The sequence below is a fragment of the Microcystis sp. M083S1 genome (assembly GCF_020246405.1).
Taxonomy (GTDB): domain Bacteria; phylum Cyanobacteriota; class Cyanobacteriia; order Cyanobacteriales; family Microcystaceae; genus Microcystis; species Microcystis aeruginosa_C.
The window spans coordinates 25,266-41,672 of record NZ_JADBTB010000029.1; the positions used below are offsets into that span (position 1 = coordinate 25,266).

14 protein-coding genes are annotated in these 16,407 nt (G+C 41.3%); 12 read left to right on the forward strand and 2 right to left on the reverse strand.

Annotated features, from left to right (window positions below; all coding sequences use genetic code 11):
• Positions 1-104: 104 nt before the first annotated feature.
• The 6 genes from IM450_RS02780 to IM450_RS02805 all read left to right on the forward strand — a co-directional run bounded on the left by IM450_RS02780 (position 105) and on the right by IM450_RS02805 (position 5,891).
• Entirely contained in the window at positions 105-1,037 is a 933-nt protein-coding gene (locus IM450_RS02780; protein ID WP_287670740.1) for a class I SAM-dependent methyltransferase, read from the forward strand.
• A 23-nt stretch (positions 1,038-1,060) separates the two neighbouring features.
• The gene (locus tag IM450_RS02785; RefSeq protein ID WP_287670742.1) at positions 1,061-2,008 is read left to right on the forward strand and encodes a glycosyltransferase family 2 protein; all 948 of its coding nucleotides are present in this window, start codon (positions 1,061-1,063) and stop codon (positions 2,006-2,008) included.
• Positions 2,009-2,052: 44 nt separating this feature from the next.
• Complete coding sequence (locus tag IM450_RS02790; RefSeq protein WP_287670744.1) at positions 2,053-3,099, forward strand: glycosyltransferase family 4 protein; 1,047 nt, start codon at positions 2,053-2,055, stop codon at positions 3,097-3,099.
• A gap of 49 nt (positions 3,100-3,148) precedes the next feature.
• On the forward strand, positions 3,149-3,820 hold the full coding sequence (locus tag IM450_RS02795) for a class I SAM-dependent methyltransferase (RefSeq protein ID WP_287688699.1): 672 nt from the start codon (positions 3,149-3,151) through the stop codon (positions 3,818-3,820).
• 290 nt (positions 3,821-4,110) lie between these two features.
• Complete coding sequence (locus IM450_RS02800; protein WP_287670748.1) at positions 4,111-4,890, forward strand: glycosyltransferase; 780 nt, start codon at positions 4,111-4,113, stop codon at positions 4,888-4,890.
• 20 nt (positions 4,891-4,910) lie between these two features.
• Positions 4,911-5,891 (forward strand): NAD-dependent epimerase/dehydratase family protein, encoded by a 981-nt coding sequence (locus IM450_RS02805; protein WP_287670750.1) that lies wholly within the window; start codon positions 4,911-4,913, stop codon positions 5,889-5,891.
• Between the two features lie 23 nt (positions 5,892-5,914).
• Here IM450_RS02805 and IM450_RS02810 read toward each other — a convergent pair whose 3' ends face one another.
• Positions 5,915-8,623 (reverse strand): bifunctional acetate--CoA ligase family protein/GNAT family N-acetyltransferase, encoded by a 2,709-nt coding sequence (locus IM450_RS02810; RefSeq protein WP_287670752.1) that lies wholly within the window; start codon positions 8,621-8,623, stop codon positions 5,915-5,917.
• 249 nt (positions 8,624-8,872) lie between these two features.
• Between IM450_RS02810 and gcvH the strand changes: the two genes are divergently transcribed.
• From gcvH to IM450_RS02825, 3 genes are all read left to right on the forward strand, one after another.
• Positions 8,873-9,268, forward strand: a complete 396-nt coding sequence (gene gcvH, locus IM450_RS02815) for a glycine cleavage system protein GcvH (protein WP_008201043.1) — start codon at positions 8,873-8,875, stop codon at positions 9,266-9,268.
• Positions 9,269-9,427: 159 nt separating this feature from the next.
• Positions 9,428-10,600: a molybdopterin-synthase adenylyltransferase MoeB gene (moeB, locus tag IM450_RS02820; protein WP_002802953.1), complete on the forward strand. Its 1,173-nt coding sequence runs from the start codon at positions 9,428-9,430 to the stop codon at positions 10,598-10,600.
• 240 nt (positions 10,601-10,840) lie between these two features.
• On the forward strand, positions 10,841-11,422 hold the full coding sequence (locus tag IM450_RS02825; RefSeq protein ID WP_287670755.1) for a hypothetical protein: 582 nt from the start codon (positions 10,841-10,843) through the stop codon (positions 11,420-11,422).
• Between the two features lie 68 nt (positions 11,423-11,490).
• Here IM450_RS02825 and IM450_RS02830 read toward each other — a convergent pair whose 3' ends face one another.
• Positions 11,491-11,865 (reverse strand): CU044_2847 family protein, encoded by a 375-nt coding sequence (locus tag IM450_RS02830; RefSeq protein ID WP_287670757.1) that lies wholly within the window; start codon positions 11,863-11,865, stop codon positions 11,491-11,493.
• Between the two features lie 165 nt (positions 11,866-12,030).
• Here IM450_RS02830 and IM450_RS02835 point away from each other — a divergent pair, with 165 nt between their 5' ends.
• The 3 genes from IM450_RS02835 (at position 12,031) to IM450_RS02845 (ending at position 16,188) form a co-directional block, all read left to right on the forward strand.
• Complete coding sequence (locus IM450_RS02835; protein WP_287670759.1) at positions 12,031-15,258, forward strand: nSTAND1 domain-containing NTPase; 3,228 nt, start codon at positions 12,031-12,033, stop codon at positions 15,256-15,258.
• Positions 15,259-15,361: 103 nt separating this feature from the next.
• Complete coding sequence (locus tag IM450_RS02840) at positions 15,362-15,790, forward strand: transcriptional regulator (protein WP_287670761.1); 429 nt, start codon at positions 15,362-15,364, stop codon at positions 15,788-15,790.
• Positions 15,791-15,810: 20 nt separating this feature from the next.
• On the forward strand, positions 15,811-16,188 hold the full coding sequence (locus IM450_RS02845) for a DUF5615 family PIN-like protein (protein ID WP_072925155.1): 378 nt from the start codon (positions 15,811-15,813) through the stop codon (positions 16,186-16,188).
• The last annotated feature ends 219 nt before the right edge of the window (positions 16,189-16,407 follow it).

The window sequence follows — 16,407 nt, forward strand, 5'->3', positions numbered from 1 at the left end:
AATAGGAAACAACCGGCTAGTAATAGTTTGATCAAGGATGCCAGTTCCCAGTTGGCTCTGACGACAAAACATGACAGTAAATATTAGTAGTGTAAAAGTTGACAATGTTAAAAAAATTACTTAACCGTAGGCAAACCGAGCAGGGTAGAAAAAATATTAAATTTGCCCCAGCCAGAAAAATCTTCAATCCCCTCTTAAGAAATATTGGCTACACCCTAATTACTGACCATTTTTATCAGCCCATACCCAACCGTCAGGAAATTATGACATACGCGGGCAAAGAAAGGCCTCTTAGCTCAATTGAATGGCATCTAGACAAGCAAACTGAACTGGTTAAATATTTACTAGAAAAATATGCTTTAGAATTTAACAATAAAGAAATTTTTTCAGCATTTGGTTATTCCGAAGATACTTCTGCTCTCATTAGTGGCGATGCAGAAGTCCTCTATGCTATGGTCAGAGAAAAAAACCCCTCTCAGGTAATTGAAATTGGGTCGGGTGGTAGCACTAAAATTATCGCCGCAGCTTTAAAAATGAATTTTATAGAAAATTCCCAAAAATCACAACTGATCTCGATCGAGCCTTATCCTCAAGATTTTTTAAAAGACTTTGCTAATGTTAGTAAAGATTTTCTAGAATTTAGTTTGCTTACCCAGAAAGTAGAAGCCGTAGATTTGTCTGTTTTTGAATCCCTGCAAACCAATGATATTCTGTTCGTTGATTCCAGTCATGTATTTAAGTCTGGTAGTGATGTGGAGTTTGAATTTCTTCAAGTTTATCCCCGTTTAAAAACAGGAGTCTTAGTTCATATTCACGATATATTCTTTCCCTATGATTATCCCATCGATTGGAATCTCAAAGAATCACGATACTGGAACGAGCAATACTTTTTAGAGACCTTTCTACAATTTAACAAAAAGTTTGAAGTTTTGGCATCCTTATCTATGCTATCTTATTATAAGAATTCTGTGTTTCTTGAGAGTATCAATGCTTATCATGAAGATCGATTACCCGGTTCTTTCTGGATGATTGCTTGAAGATTACTCGCCTTAAAAAAACCATGAAAATAATTAATCTTAATCATAACTTTTCCACGACTCGCAAGCTCACTTCTGATCCCCTACAATATCCAATATTATCTCCCCCAAATCCAGAACGTAAGGGAGAAGGAGGATTGAGAACAAAGGAATATTTCAAGCACTCCTACGGGGAGACAAGTGAGTTATCGGAAAAAATTACATTTCCTTTGGTTACTATTATAACGGTAGTTTTTAATGGAGAAAAGCACTTAGAGCAGACAATTCAGAGTATCATTAGCCAGACTTATGATAACGTGGAATATATCATCATAGACGGAGGTTCCACGGACGGTACAGTTGATATTATACGCAAGTATGAGGAAGTAATTGATTATTGGGTAAGCGAACCAGATGCAGGAATTTCTGACGCTATGAATAAAGGGATAAGTTTAGCGACAGGCATTCTAATTAATCACTTACATGCAGGGGATAAATTTGCCGATGATACAACCCTGTCGTCAGTGGTTTCATCTTATAATTCAGAAGGCTGGCGATGGTGTTTTGGTAATCAACTACTGAGAAGTCATACAGACGATACGATAGTGGGTTGTTTCTGTCCCCCTAAATTTAGTCAAAAACTACTTCACATAGTAAATACGATTCCCCATCCAACTGTTTTTTCTGAACGAGCTTTGATAGAAGAAGTAAATGGGTTTGACAATAATTATAAATGTGCTATGGATTACCATCTCTGGCTCAGGTTCACTCAATTATCAAAACCCAAACAATTTGATTATGCCACTGCTGAATTTTTACTGGGGGGTCGCTCCTCAGATATAAAATTAGCATTGCGGGAAGAATTTAGAGCTAGAAAGGAAGTTTTAAGGCTGTCAAAACTAGAATTATTGCTCTCTTTGGCAGTAGTAATAATGCGATATATTAAGCGACAACTGCGAATCACTACATTTGTCAAAAATAGTCCAGCATAATGGCAGTGAAGATAGATAATAAAAGTTGAGAGCAAATACGATATATGAAAATCGCTTATATTATTCCTCGTCTCAAAGATAGTGGCTTAACGAGAATACCTCTGTGGCTGTCTAATAGTTTTTATCCTGAGCATGAGGTGAAGGTATTCTACTTTAGTGAAACTAATGCTCAAGAAAAATGCCTCAGCTTTAATGCTCCTGCTCAAAGAATAAGTTTCACCAGCTTTTATCAAGAATTAAAAGATTACGATATAGTCCACTCCCATGGATTAAAACCCGATCTGTACCTTGCCATTAATTACCATAAGATTAAGGGCATAAAGATTACAACCATTCATGGCTATCACGTCGATGAACTCAGCTACGAAAAAGGCTCTCTACTAGGTTATATATGGGGAAATTTATGGAACCTAGCCTGCCGAAAATTAGATTTGGCAGTTTGCATAAGTCAGACAATGGAAAGATACTATCAAGGACTTGGCTATAAAAATACTACTGTAATTTACAATGGAATAAAAAAAATGGATGACAGTAGAAAGACAATCAAAGGGAGTGATATAAAAACTGGAGATAAAATTGTAATAGGTACAGTTTCTATCCTAAATAAAAGAAAAGGAGTGGAGCAAATTATCCAAGTATTACAGAAAAATACCCTGTACGATCTGATAGCAATAGGGGGAACATCTCAAGACATTAATCGATTGCAAGTCTTGGCAGAAAAACTAGGAGTTGCCCAAAGATGTGTTTTTACAGGCTATCGAGAAAATCCCTGGGAAACCGCGATTAATATTGACGTTTTTGTTTTTCCATCTCGCTCGGAAGGATTTGGTTTAGCTCTAGTGGAAGCAGCTAATTTAGAAATTCCGATTATCTGTTCTGATATTCCGACATTTAGGGAAATCTTTCGAGAAAATGAAGTGACTTTTTTTCAGCTTGATGATATAGACGACTTGAACAACAAAATACTTATGTTAGATGAAATTAAAGACAAAGTTTCTCTAGCTAAGTTGAAAGCAGAAAAACTTTTTTCTTTGGAAAGTATGTGTTACAATTACTATCAGGAGTACAAAAATTTAATTGATGCTAATTAGCAACTATGAACTATAACCATATATGAAAATAAAAGGAGGCTCTATTTAGATGATTGGGATTTGTAATTTGTGCGGTTCTGTGGTGGTTCGGATACATCCAGGATATTTTGGTACTCGTTGTTTAAACTGTAGATCTACTAAAATTCATAGAGCAGTTGGTTTGACAATTGAATCTCTAAACTTTTCAACCAGTACCTCTGTTTACGAGTTGTCTTCTCGCGGAGCTTTGTATAAATTCTTAAAAGGTAACTTTAAGAATTTATACTTTTCTGAATACTTTGATGATGTACCTCTAGGGTTGATGAAGAACTCTGTTGTCTGTCAAGACGTTCAAAATCTTTTTCTCAATGACGAATCTTTTGATTTAGTGACTTCTACCGAAGTTTTTGAGCATGTTCCTGATGACAGCAAGGGTTTTTCTGAAATTTACAGAGTCTTAAAAAAAGATGGATATTTTATTTTTACCGTGCCTTTATCAGATAACCCGAAAACAGTTGAAAGATGTTTCTTGCAGCCTGATGGGACTATCATACATCAGCTTGAGCCTGAGTATCATGGCGATCAAATTCGTGGACAGGGAAGAGTTCTTGCCTTCAGAAATTACGGATTGGATATAACTGAACGGTTAGAAAGTTGTGGTTTTCACGCTGAAATACGTCTAGTAAACTCGACGCGCAATGTAATTGAAGATCAGAAGGTTATCATAGCAAAAAAAATGTAGTTCTATGACTGTCACTAAAAAATCAACTGGAGATGAGAATAAAATGTTAATTTCCTGCAAATACAACTCTCTTTTTATCCGTAATCCCAAAGTAGCGTTGTCGTCTTTGGAGAAATCTCTGAGAAAAAATATCTTAAATGACTGGGAATGTTTTAACTATATTTGAAACTTGACAAAAAGACTATGAGAGAATACTATAATTGCTTAAGTTACCAGAAGTAAAACTAGCAAGCGTCAATCAAAATCATCAACTTGGAACTGTTTTTAGTAAAAGATAGCTTTAGATACTTATGCAACTGACGGCCTCCCTTGTCCTTTACAAAAATGACCCAGAGATAGTTACTCAAGCAATTAAATCTCTGTTCAGCACACCCATAGAAATTAATTTATCAGTAGTAGATAATTCTCCCACCGATGAATTCAAAAAAATATTCGATAATTTTCAGGAATACGATATAGATTATTACTTCAATAATGGTAATAACGTTGGTTTTGGTCAAGGACATAACCTAGCTATTACTAGGGCTAAAAATTATGATTATCATTTAGTTATCAATCCAGATGTTTATTTTGATAATAATGTGATCACTGAACTTATTCACTACCTTGATAAGCATCAAGAGGTGGGATTGATTACTCCAAAAATATCTTACCCTAATGGGGACATCCAATACCTTTGCAAGCGTCAACCCACAGTTTTGACCTTATTTATTAGACGTTTTATACCAAAAAAAATGCAATTTCTTTTCAAAAAGAGATTGGACTGGTATGAAATGAGAGATATTAGCTATAACCAGATAATAGAAGTACCGATTATTAGTGGTTGTTTTATGCTATTTAACAGAAAATATTTAGATGATATTGGCTACTTTGATAAAAATATGTTTATGTATTTTGAAGATTATGATTTGACCCTTAGAATGTCTAAAAAATATAAAACCATACTTTATCCCCATGTGAATATTTATCATCATTGGGCAAGAGGAGCGCACAACTCTACTAAACTGGCTATAGTCTTTGCTCAATCTGCCGTGTATTTTTTCAATAAACATGGTTGGAAACTTTACTAAACTTAATTGAATAATCAATAATGAAAAACGTTTTAGTTACAGGTTCTACCGGCTTTATTGCCAGCCACTTACTGCCAACTTTACACCAACATAACTACCAAATAACAGCTGCAATTCGCCAGAAATTTGAGTTTCCTGCATCCCTGTCAATTAAGGCTATTCAGGTGGGTGAAATTGATGATATAACCGATTGGCAAGAAGCATTGCTAGGCATTGATACCGTTATTCATCTAGCAGGACGCGCTCATATCCTTCATGAGACTATATCCAATCCAGAAGCAGCATTTATAAAAGTTAACACTAAGGGGACTATTAACCTAGTTAAGCAGTCGCTAAAAGCGGGAGTTAAGCACTTTATTTTTGTCAGTTCTATTCATGCTATGGCTGCCGAAAGTGATAATATTCTTAACGAAAATTCTCCCTGTCACCCTGATAGTCCCTATGGTCGTAGTAAACTACAAGCGGAACAAGCTTTAATTAACCTTGCCAAAGATAGTGACATGACTTGGACAATCCTTCGTCCTACTCTAGTTTACGGACTAGGCAATCGCGCTAATATGGAGCGCTTGATGAAACTAATTAAACGGGGATTACCTTTACCTTTTGGTGCGATAAAAAACCGTCGCAGTTTTGTCTTTGTGGGTAACTTAGTTGATGCCATTATTACCTGTTTAGATCATCCTAATGCGGTTAATCAAATCTTTTTAATTAGCGATAACCAAAATGTTTCTACTCCCCAATTAATTCGTCTCATTGCTCAACGAATTCAACAACCATGTCAATTGCTGCCCGTCCCCACTACCCTACTTAGATTCTTAGGTTATCTGGGTGATACCATAGAATCCATAACAGGGAAAAACCTCCCTTTTAACACCTATAGTATCGATCGCTTGCTTGGTTCTCTTGCCGTTGACTCTAGCTATATTCAAAAAACCCTAGATTGGCAACCTCCCTTTACTTTAGAGCAAGGATTAGCCCAAACAATTCAGCCAGAAAATTAGTGATCAGCTGATCAAAAAAGGCTTCATAATTCAAGTTCCACTTTGACAAAATCGGCAGTTTTATGAAGAGAAAACCCCACTTTAGCGGCTATCATCTGCATAGCGCGGTTATCACTTAAAATTTCCCCTTCAATTCCGTCTAATCCTTCCTTTTTGCCAATAGTGACTAAACGATGTAGTAATTCAGTACCAATACCCTGACCTTGATAGTCATCCCTAACTAATAGGTCAAATTCCGCCACATTAACGCCGTGCAGTTTATTTAAGCGTCCTATAGCGATAATTTCTGGCTCTTCCGTCTGATCGTTATTAATCTCTACCACTAAGCTCATTACTCGATCGTAGTCGATAAAACAAATGCGCGTAAGACGATCATAAGCGGTTTGGCGATCGAGATTGACAAGATGAAAATAACGATAATAAATGGTTTCTTCCGAGAGATAATGGTGAAATTGTCGCACTAAAGGCTCATCCGCTGCCCGAATCGGACGAATTAGCACCTTTAAGCCTCTTTTCGTCGTCCAAGGACCTATATAATGTTCAGGATAGGGACGAATCGCCGGATGAGATAACTTTTCTGGGGGAGTAGTTGGAGGATGAAGAAGGATAGAAGCGGAAAGGGCGATTAATTGCTCTGAATCGGCAAAAAAGGGATTAATATCGATAGTTTTAATGCGAGGTTGTTCACTGACTAGGTGGCTAAATCTAACGATTATTTGCTCCAAATTCGCTAAATTAAGCGATTTAAGCCCATTTGTCCCGTTAAAAGCCCGATAAATCTTGGTTTTTTCTAAAAGTCGGCGAGCGAGATTAGTATTTAAAGGAGGTAGAGCGGTGGCGTAATCTTGAAAAATATCGACTAAACGGCCGCCAGTACCAAAAATTATCACCGGTCCGCACTGATCATCGTAATTAGAGCCGATAATTAACTCATATCCTCGATCAATTTCTAACATCGGTTGAATACTCACCCCGAGAAAATGCTCCCCACCCACTTGTGCGCTAACATTAGCTTCGATCGCTTGATACGCTTGCACCACTGCCCTAGGGGAAAAAAGCGGCAATTGTACCCCACCCACCGCGCTTTTATGGATAATCGTCCTCGAATGCAGTTTCATCACCACGGGATAACCGAGAGATTCAGCGAGATTAACTGCTTCTGCGGCACTTTCAGCAATTTTAGTGACAATAACAGGGATTCCATAAGCTTTGAGTATATCTAAAGACTCTGGCTCACTGAGAATTGTTCTATCCCCTGCTTGCTCGATAATCTGGCTCACTAAAACTAGATCGGAGCCATTTTCCCTGGAATTGGTTAAAATTGGCGTTTGATAAAGACCGCGCAGATTCTCTTCATATTTCCAGAGCAAATTAAACACCCGGGCCGCCGAATCGGGATAGCGATAGGTGGGGATACCCTGCTGATTTAATAACGCTACTCCCTCTGCAATGCCCTCTCCGCCCATCAAACTTGCTAAAATGGGTTTTGTGCTATTTTGAGCGATTGAGGCAATTCTAAGGGCAATTTCTCGCAGATCAGTGTTAAAGCGAGGCGAGAGAATCATCAACACCGCGTCGGTATGTGCATCCGCTAAAGCGATCTCTAGGGCGCGAGCGTAGCTATCGGGATCGCTGCTGCGACGCAGATCAATGGGATTTTGGGGGACAATATCTGCGGGAACAAGAGGCGCTAATTTTTCGATCGTTGCGGGGGTAAGGGTTGCCAGTTGTCCATCTTCCGCCAGTAAAGCCGAGGCCGCTAAAAGAGCGGGAGCAACACCATTGCTGATGATTGTCAAGCGTTTTCCCCGGGGAAATCGGGGAATTTTCGCTAAAACTTGCGTGATATTTAAGAGATCGGCCAGTCTTTGTACTTCCACGATGCCACAGCGAGCAAAGGCAGCGGAGAGAGTTAGCTGATCGCTGGTCAATTTGCCAGCATGGGAAAGAGCGGTGGGGTCAAAGTCGGTACTGTGGCGACTAATGGCGATAATTGGTTTATTTAGGGCAACTTCTCGGGCCGAGGACAGAAAAGAGCGGGCATTATTCAGGGATTCCAGGTAGATAACGATGCTTTTAGTTTGGGGATCGTCTCCCAAATAATAGAGTAATTCGCCCCAATCCACATCTAAAAGGACTCCGAGGGAGATAAAGTGACTAAAACCGACATTTTCGCTTAAACTCCAATCAAGCACGGCAGCCGCGATCGCCCCACTTTGACTAATCAGGGCAATTGAACCAGTTTTCGGCAGGATGGGGGAAAAGGTGGCGTTAAGATTTTGGCTGAGATTGCTGATTCCTGAGCTATGGGGACCGATGATGCGTAATTTTTGACCAGCGATCGCTTTAATTTCCCTGAGTAAATTTTCCCCCATCTGGCCGGTTTCCCGAAAACCCGTGGAGAGAATCAGGGCGCATTTAACCTGTTTTTCGACAGATTGGGCGATAATAGCGGGAATTTCGGGAGCGGGGGCGGTGATAATTACCAGATCGATCGCCGCCTGGATATCCGGTAAACTGCTATAGCTGGGAAGATCGAGCCGGTTGTCGGGGTGAGGATTAACTAAATAAAGGCGGTGCTGACCGGGATTATGATAGAGATTATTTAAAAGAGTGCGATCAAGTTGGGGATTTTGGCGATTAAATCCCACCACAGCGATGGTTTTTGGCTCAAAAAAGGCTCTTATAGTTTGATGTTCGCCACCGCGAGGCTCTAAGATGGAATTTAACATAAGTAAGCTAGGAGGCATTTAAACTGGGTATTGTTAAGTGAGCTAAAAAAGCAGCTAACCCTTACTGTTCCAGTGTTCTGTGGCGTTCCCTGATCAACCTAGACCAATTCTAGCTGTTTAATCAGGGTTCGATCGGTGTAATTAATTTTGTCTAGGTAGCGATCGGCAATAAAACAGCCCTAGCCGATGAACATTTTCCCCAAGAAATCTAGTAAACTAACTGATGCTGTAAATATTTAGAGACAGACGATGGAACTGGAATATCCCGAGGATTTGAGATACCTAGAAACCCACGAATACGTCAGACTCGAAGGTGAAATCGCTACCTTGGGAATTAGTGCTTTTGCCGTCGATCAATTGGGTGATATCGTGTTTCTAGAATTGCCCGAATTGGGAGAGGCGCTGAAAGTGGGTAGTAGTTTCGGCACGATCGAATCGGTAAAAGCGGTAGAAGATCTTTATCCTCCCGTCTCGGGAACCGTAGTCGATCGCAATCAAGCGATGATTGACTCCCCCGAATTAATTGCCGATGATCCCCACGGGGAGGGTTGGTTATTAAAAGTGCGGGTAGAAAATCCCGATACTGCCTTGGCTGATACCCTCTCCGCTAGTGAATACCGCGCCCAAGTAGCAGGGGAAAGTTAACTAATATTAACAACACGGAGCCAGACCCTCACACTATCATAGGCATAGAAAGAATTAAAAATCCAGGAAGCGATCGAGTCTTCCTGATTTTTGTCTCTAAACCGTGCTGAGACGAAATTCTAGCCCGAATCGAGTGAGCTTTGACTATTTACCCAATCTATGCTAAATCCTAATCTCGCGGCGATCGAACTTTCCCAAGAGGAGGTTCAACGCTACTCTCGACACATTATTCTGCCCGAAGTGGGCTTAGAAGGTCAAAAAAAACTAAAAGCCGCCAGTGTTCTCTGCATCGGCACCGGGGGACTCGGTTCCCCGCTTTTACTCTATCTAGCGGCGGCTGGCATCGGTAGAATCGGTATTGTTGACTTTGATATCGTCGATAGTTCCAATCTGCAACGTCAAATTATTCACGGCACTTCCTGGGTAGGTAAACCGAAAATTGTTTCCGCTAAGGACAGAATTCTAGAAATTAACCCCTATTGTCAGGTGGATTTGTACGAAACCCGCATAAGTTCCGAAAATGCCCTTGACATTTTAGCCCCCTATGATGTAGTCATCGACGGGACGGATAATTTCCCCACCCGTTATCTGACTAATGATGCTTGTGTTCTTCTCGACAAACCCAACGTCTATGGCTCAATTTTCCGCTTTGAAGGACAGGCAACCGTTTTTAACTACCAAGGTGGTCCCAACTACCGCGATCTCTATCCCGAACCGCCACCACCGGGGATGGTTCCCTCCTGTGCGGAAGGCGGCGTTTTAGGGGTTTTACCCGGAGTAATCGGCACAATTCAAGCCACAGAAGCCATTAAAATTATCCTCGGCGCACCGGATACCCTCAGTGGTCGTTTACTGCTTTACAATGCTTGGGAAATGAAATTCCGCGAGTTAAAATTGCGTCCGAATCCCATCCGTCCCGTTATTGAAAAACTAATTGATTACGAACAATTCTGCGGTATCCCGCAAGCGAAGGCACAAGAAGCAGCAGAACAGCAAAACATGACAGAAATGACCGTAGTGGAGTTAAAAACCCTACTTGACAGCAATGCTAATGATTACGTTCTCATCGATGTGCGTAATCCCAACGAGTACCAAATCGCTAAGATCCCCAACTCGGTATTAATTCCCCTACCCGATATCGAAAATGGTTCGGCAATTCCCAAAATTAAGGAATTAGTCAACGGTTATCGTCTTATCGCCCATTGTAAGATGGGGGGACGTTCCGCTAAAGCCCTCGCTATCCTCAAAGACGCAGGTATCGAAGGAATTAACGTCAAAGGTGGCATCAGCGCCTGGAGTCGCGAAGTCGATTCCACTGTACCAGAATACTAATTTTAGCCCTTGGGTTTTGGGGTGTTAGGGTGTTAGGGTTTTGGGGTATTAGTCAAATTCCCCCATCTCCCCATCTCCCCATTCCCCCATCTCCCCACTTCATAATTCATAATTCATAATTTATAATTCCCTCTCTCCATTCCCCCATCTCCCCATTCCCCCTTCTCTGTGTTCCCTGTTCCCCGTGAATCTGTTAAGATCGTGGCGAGTTAGCCTTAAAATCTTGGGTGTGAGCAAACAATGAAAAACCATATTAAAAAAATTGCTAGTTGGAGCGCGATCGCTACTATTTCCCTTGGCTTAGTAGAAATGAACCGAACAGCGATCGCATTTGGCAACAATAATCAATTCAGTGCCTGTATCAGTCAGATTGTCCGCACGGGGGTGAGTCCCGAAGATGCGGCCACCGCTTGTTCAGAAGCATTAATTCCTAAAGAATTATCCCGCTGTGTGGTGATGATTAAATCCAAAACCCCGATCGATGGTAATCTGGCCCTGCAAGCTTGTTTTCAAGTGCGTCGTCCTATTGACCTAGGTAATTGTGTAGTCGATATCCATCGCGCTGCCCCCTTATTTGCCACTAATTCCCTCAAACAAACGGAAACAGCCAAGGAACCCGATAAATTAGGGATTTCTAAACAGGTTTTAGATTCCTGTCGTCAAAGTTTATTACCCGGTCGCTTTTCCGAGTGCGTTATCGCTGTCAGTCGTGGTGTGGACAAAAATAACCCCTCCCAAGCTTTACAAACCTGTTTAAGTGCCGAGGATTTCCCCAGAGATCTATTCCCCAGTTATCCCCAAAATCAAGACCAGAGACCTTAATCAAGATTATTTAGCTCTCTTATTTTGGGAATATATGGAAAAACCAGAAAACGTTAAAGATTGAACCATCAATCAGACGAGTTCGGCGGCTTAGGAAAGGTACACTTAACCGTAATATTTAAATTACTTTTAGCGGTTCCTTTAGTAATATAAGGGATTCCTACCTCACCGCCGATTTCCACACCAAATTGTAAAGTGACTTCCTCAATGTTGGCAATGGCTAAATTGCGAAAAGCGTTTAAAGTGTAAGTAGTGTAAGTACGAATTGTATCTTCAATTGTCTGAAAATTCTGCAAAATTTGCTGTTTATCTGGTATAGAAGTTCCCCTTTTAGGAACTCTTCCCTCCGTTTTTAATGTCTCGGTCGGAATTTCCAGGTCATCGGTGGACTCTATATAAATTAGAGTGTTTTCGTCAATTTGGATTGGAGTTAGTCGAGTCATAAATAATGCAAAAATTGAAAATTAACTTTTTTCTTAACTATTTCTTGGCTCTCCCGTACTTGTGATGATAAGAAAAGGTCATCTAAGGGAGGGCCTATGCTTTCCTTGCAGTTTACCAAAAAATAACCTAACATAAAAAACATTTCTATCCCTTGCTGACTGTCTATGGCTCGCTACGCCCTCGTCATCGGCATTAACGATTACGATAACCGGAACTTTCTACCATCTTTGAGTAAACCCGCCAAAGATGCGGAAGCTGTTGCTAAATTCTTGGAGAATACTGGGACATTTGCCAATGTAGAACGCCTACCCAATTGCTGGATTGCCGCAGAAAAACGCTACGAAGTTGTTCCAGGAAAGGTAACGGGGAATGAAGTCTTGCAGGCCTTACAGCAAATTTTATCGGGAGAGCAGACCAAAAATCAAGAAGTCTTGATCTACTTTTCAGGACACGGGTTTCGCCTGATCAATCGCATCGGTGACGGGGAAGCCTATCTCGCCACCTCCGATAGCCAACCCGACGGCAAAAATGCCATTTCTTTAGACCGAGAACTCAATCCTTTATTAAGGCGTTCTAATTTGAGCAATCTGGTGGTAATGCTAGACTGTTGCCATGCGGGGGCGTTATTGCCCGAAAATCCGGAATTAAATCGCACTTTGCTAGAACCTAGCCTCTCAGCGTTTAAGGAGAAGCAAGATTACTACCTAATCGCCGCCTGTCGGTCACAACAGGTGGCTTGGGAAGATGAGGAATACAGTTTGTTCACCGCCGCTTTACTGAAGGGATTGTCCCAAAAAGAGGCGGACTCAAAAACGGGAGAAATTAGTGCCGATCGCCTGTTTGATTTCGTTTCGCGGGAATTGCGCGGGAAGGGTCAAGAACCGATTCGCATGGGAGTTGGGCGATCGCTAATCCTAGTCAAATATGGGGCGCAACCTCAAGTTGAAGAGGTGAAACCGTTACTAGATGAGAAGGGAGAATTGCGCTGTCCCTATCAAGGATTGCTGGCGTTTACTAAGAAGGAACGCCCATTTTTCTTCGGACGCAAGCGAGTGGTGGACGACATCAAATCTAAGCTGGATCGGCTAAATTTTGTCCCTCTGATTGGTGCTTCTGGAAGTGGTAAATCTTCGGTAGTTCTAGCGGGATTGATACCCTGGTTGGAAGAATTAGGATGGCACATTCTCGAACCGATCAAGCCCGGATTTAAGCCGTTGACAATGTTGGAAAGCCTGCTGTTACCCTATTTTCGAGATGATCAACAATTGCTGGATCAATGTATCAATAATCAAGACAGCGAAGGTTTAAAACCGCTATTAGAACTTTTTCCCCGCGAACACAAATTCTTGCTGGTGGTCGATCAATTTGAGGAATTATTCACTTTTGCTCTAGCGGAACAGCGCGATCGCTTTATTGAATTGATTACTCAAGTTGCCACAATTCCAGACTCTCCTCTGGCAGTTGTCGCTACCATGAGGGCGGATTTCATTGAACCCTGTTTGCGTTACGATTCTTTGCGACAACTGATTCAAAATAACGCCGAATACCTGCCAGATCTAAGGGGATTAGATTTGCTAGAAGCTATCAGCGAACCAGCCAAGCTGCAAGGTTATGAAGTTACTAATAATTTACTCAATCAAATCCTTGAAGATATTAAACAAGAACCCGGATTTTTACCCTTATTAGAGTTTGCTTTAACCCAGCTTTGGCAGAGGCGAGATGAAGCAAAGTATCAGGTTACTTTAGACGCTTACCAGGCGATAGGTAGGATGGAAGGCGCATTAAATTGTCATGCAGATAAAGTTTATCAATATAGGGATTATGAAGAAGAAAAACCTGTAAAAGAGCGAACGGAAGCAGAGAAAGCTTTAATCAAGCGAATTTTCTTGAATCTTCTGCAAATAGGAGATGGGGAAAAAGATACCAGATTGCGTCAATCAAAAGCCTTTATCTTGTCTTTAGCCGGAGATAATCAAGAAGGACAAAAAGTTTTAACAGAACTAATTGAAGGAAAACAAGGATTAGTAAAAGGTCGCCTTTTAGTAACGGGAAAAACTGAACGAGAAGAAGAAGCTTGGGTAGATTTGGCACATGAAGCTTTAATTGAAAAGTGGGACAACCTGAATCTGTGGCGAACCGAAACTCGCAAGGGAAGAGAATTAGCCAAACAGGTGGATAAAGATGCCAAAGACTGGCAAAAAAATAACAAATCTCAGTATTATTTGTGGTCGGGTGACAAGTTAGCAGATGCAGAGAAAATTCTGCAAGAATATCAAGACACAGTGGAAACTACGGACTTGGCTAAAGATTTTCTCGAAGCTAGTAGCCAGCAAGAATTATATAATTACCTCCGCAGTTCAGACATTGATAATTTAGAGCGAGAGACATTAGAAAAGGAAGCAGCCAATAAATCATTTTTAAACCGAGAAAAGTTGAGAAACTTACTCGAAGATGAGAAGGAAAAAGCACAGATAAGGCTGTCAGCTTCCTGGTTGCTGAAGCAGTGGGGAGAGGAGGTTCCTATCTGGAAAGCAAAGGTTGATAAACAAGGAAAAATTGCCCTCTCAATTATCGCAGAAAACGATCTACCAGCCACAGTAATCGAAGAGTTAGAAGACGGAATAAACCTAGAAATGTTGGAAATTCCCGGTGGTGAATTTTGGATGGGTTCGCCGGAGCGAGAAGACGGATCATATCCAGATGAGCGCCCGCCACACAGGGTCACGATTTCTCCCTTTCTGATGGGCAAATATCCGATAACGCAGGCGCAGTGGCGAGCAGTGGCTTCTTTGCCTAGAGTTGAACGGGATCTTAACCCAGACCCCTCAACCTATAAAGGGGATAATCGCCGACCAGTGGAATGTATTAGTTGGTACGAGGCAGTGGAATTCTGTAAGAGACTATCACTCTGGTCACAGGAAAAAGGAAAAGGCTATCAATACCGTTTACCCAGTGAGGCAGAGTGGGAATACGCCTGTCGTGCAGTTATCAGTGAAGAATCAATTCAAAATCCGATTTATCCGCCCTATCATTTTGGGTGCAACATTGACCCAGCTTTGGCAAATTACGGTCAAACCGCTCGTGCAAGGACGACGGCCGTAGGCAGGTTTCAAATCGTGAATGCCTTTGGACTTTATGATATGCACGGGAACGTTTGGGAATGGTGTCTAGATCCTTGGCACGATAACTATAAAGACGCGCCCAATGATGGTCGGGCATGGAAAGAAGAATTGTGTCCTGATGTGTTGTTAAAAAGGAAATATGTAGTACGTGGCGGCTCTTGGGGCGACGGTCCCAGGAGTTGTCGTTCTGCGTATCGCGGCGACTGCGATTACCTCAGCGACTTCGACGGGTTTCGGGTAGTTGCGTCGTCGAGGAAGGTGATTCAGTGAACAGTTAACAGTTATTGCTTGTGCCAATGCTCTGCTTTGGCATAGAATATCTCTAAATCGACAATTTACAATGTAAACAGTGTGATTTAAGGTTGAAAAATTTATGTCTCAAGTTATTAGTACCCGACTTCCCGATCGCACAGCAGAACGACTTAAACAGTTAGCCCGTCAATTAGGAAAAACTCCTAGTGAAACCAGCGCAATTTTAATTGAGGAATCTCTCAGAGAAAGCGAGTTCCCCTATATTGAATTTCGCCAGTCTCCTTTGGGGCGACAACCCTACCTCAAAAACTCCAGTTTGGCTCTCTGGGAAGTAATTCAAATTGCTCAAAGCTACGCGCTAGATGAACAAAAAACGGCGGCACATTTTCATCGACCCCTCGAATGGGTCTGCTCTGCTTTGCTCTATGCTGAAGCTTATCAGTCAGAAGTTCAAAAGGCGATCATCCAGGCTCAAACCCTCAATGAAACGACACTCAAACGACTCTTACCCCAATTGGAAACAATTACGGTTTCTCCTGATTCCCTGTGAGTGAGTGGGGAATAGCTAAAATGCTATCTTTTTTATTAGATGAACATATTTCTCCGACGGTTGCCGAACAAATTAGTCGTAAACGTCCAGAAATCCTGATTTTTCCCTTAATCACTTGGCAAGAAGGTCGATATTTAGCTGATTCAGATGAAATCGTTTTAAAAGCCGCAACCGAAGCCCAGTTAACCCTAGTAACATACGACCAGAACACTATTCCCCCACTTTTGTGCGAATGGGGAGAAGCTCAAAAAAGTCATAGTGGCGTTATTTTTATCGATTATCATTCGATTCCTCCTAGCAATTTTGGTCTTTTAATTCGTTCACTTTTAGCTTTATGGGATCTACAAAGCAAACAGAATTGGACAAACCGACTTGTTTATTTGAAGCCAAAAATTTGATTCATTGCTTGTGCCAAGGCTGATACAGTTATCAGTGAACAGTTAACAGTTATTGCTTGTGCCAAGGCTCTGGCTTAGTATATCTGAACTTCCCCCCATACATATATACTATAATAGCCGAAAACCCTTATCCATCAATGGATGTAACCCCTTAACTTTTCTTAATGTACCCATGTAATTTGTAACATTTCTTAATGGACAAGAATTCTCTCCATTTGC

Excerpts from the sequence above, each read along its gene's own strand:
- IM450_RS02805 (WP_287670750.1), top strand. The coding sequence starts at position 4,911 with ATGAAAAACGTTTTAGTTACAGGTTCTACCGGCTTTATTGCCAGCCAC.
- IM450_RS02830 (WP_287670757.1), bottom strand. The coding sequence starts at position 11,865 with ATGACTCGACTAACTCCAATCCAAATTGACGAAAACACTCTAATTTAT.
- IM450_RS02845 (WP_072925155.1), top strand. The coding sequence starts at position 15,811 with ATGCTATCTTTTTTATTAGATGAACATATTTCTCCGACGGTTGCCGAA.
- IM450_RS02785 (WP_287670742.1), top strand. The coding sequence starts at position 1,061 with ATGAAAATAATTAATCTTAATCATAACTTTTCCACGACTCGCAAGCTC.
- IM450_RS02800 (WP_287670748.1), top strand. The coding sequence starts at position 4,111 with ATGCAACTGACGGCCTCCCTTGTCCTTTACAAAAATGACCCAGAGATA.
- IM450_RS02840 (WP_287670761.1), top strand. The coding sequence starts at position 15,362 with ATGTCTCAAGTTATTAGTACCCGACTTCCCGATCGCACAGCAGAACGA.
- IM450_RS02810 (WP_287670752.1), bottom strand. The coding sequence starts at position 8,623 with ATGTTAAATTCCATCTTAGAGCCTCGCGGTGGCGAACATCAAACTATA.
- gcvH (WP_008201043.1), top strand. The coding sequence starts at position 8,873 with ATGGAACTGGAATATCCCGAGGATTTGAGATACCTAGAAACCCACGAA.
- moeB (WP_002802953.1), top strand. The coding sequence starts at position 9,428 with ATGCTAAATCCTAATCTCGCGGCGATCGAACTTTCCCAAGAGGAGGTT.
- IM450_RS02780 (WP_287670740.1), top strand. The coding sequence starts at position 105 with ATGTTAAAAAAATTACTTAACCGTAGGCAAACCGAGCAGGGTAGAAAA.
- IM450_RS02790 (WP_287670744.1), top strand. The coding sequence starts at position 2,053 with ATGAAAATCGCTTATATTATTCCTCGTCTCAAAGATAGTGGCTTAACG.
- IM450_RS02825 (WP_287670755.1), top strand. The coding sequence starts at position 10,841 with ATGAAAAACCATATTAAAAAAATTGCTAGTTGGAGCGCGATCGCTACT.
- IM450_RS02835 (WP_287670759.1), top strand. The coding sequence starts at position 12,031 with ATGGCTCGCTACGCCCTCGTCATCGGCATTAACGATTACGATAACCGG.
- IM450_RS02795 (WP_287688699.1), top strand. The coding sequence starts at position 3,149 with ATGATTGGGATTTGTAATTTGTGCGGTTCTGTGGTGGTTCGGATACAT.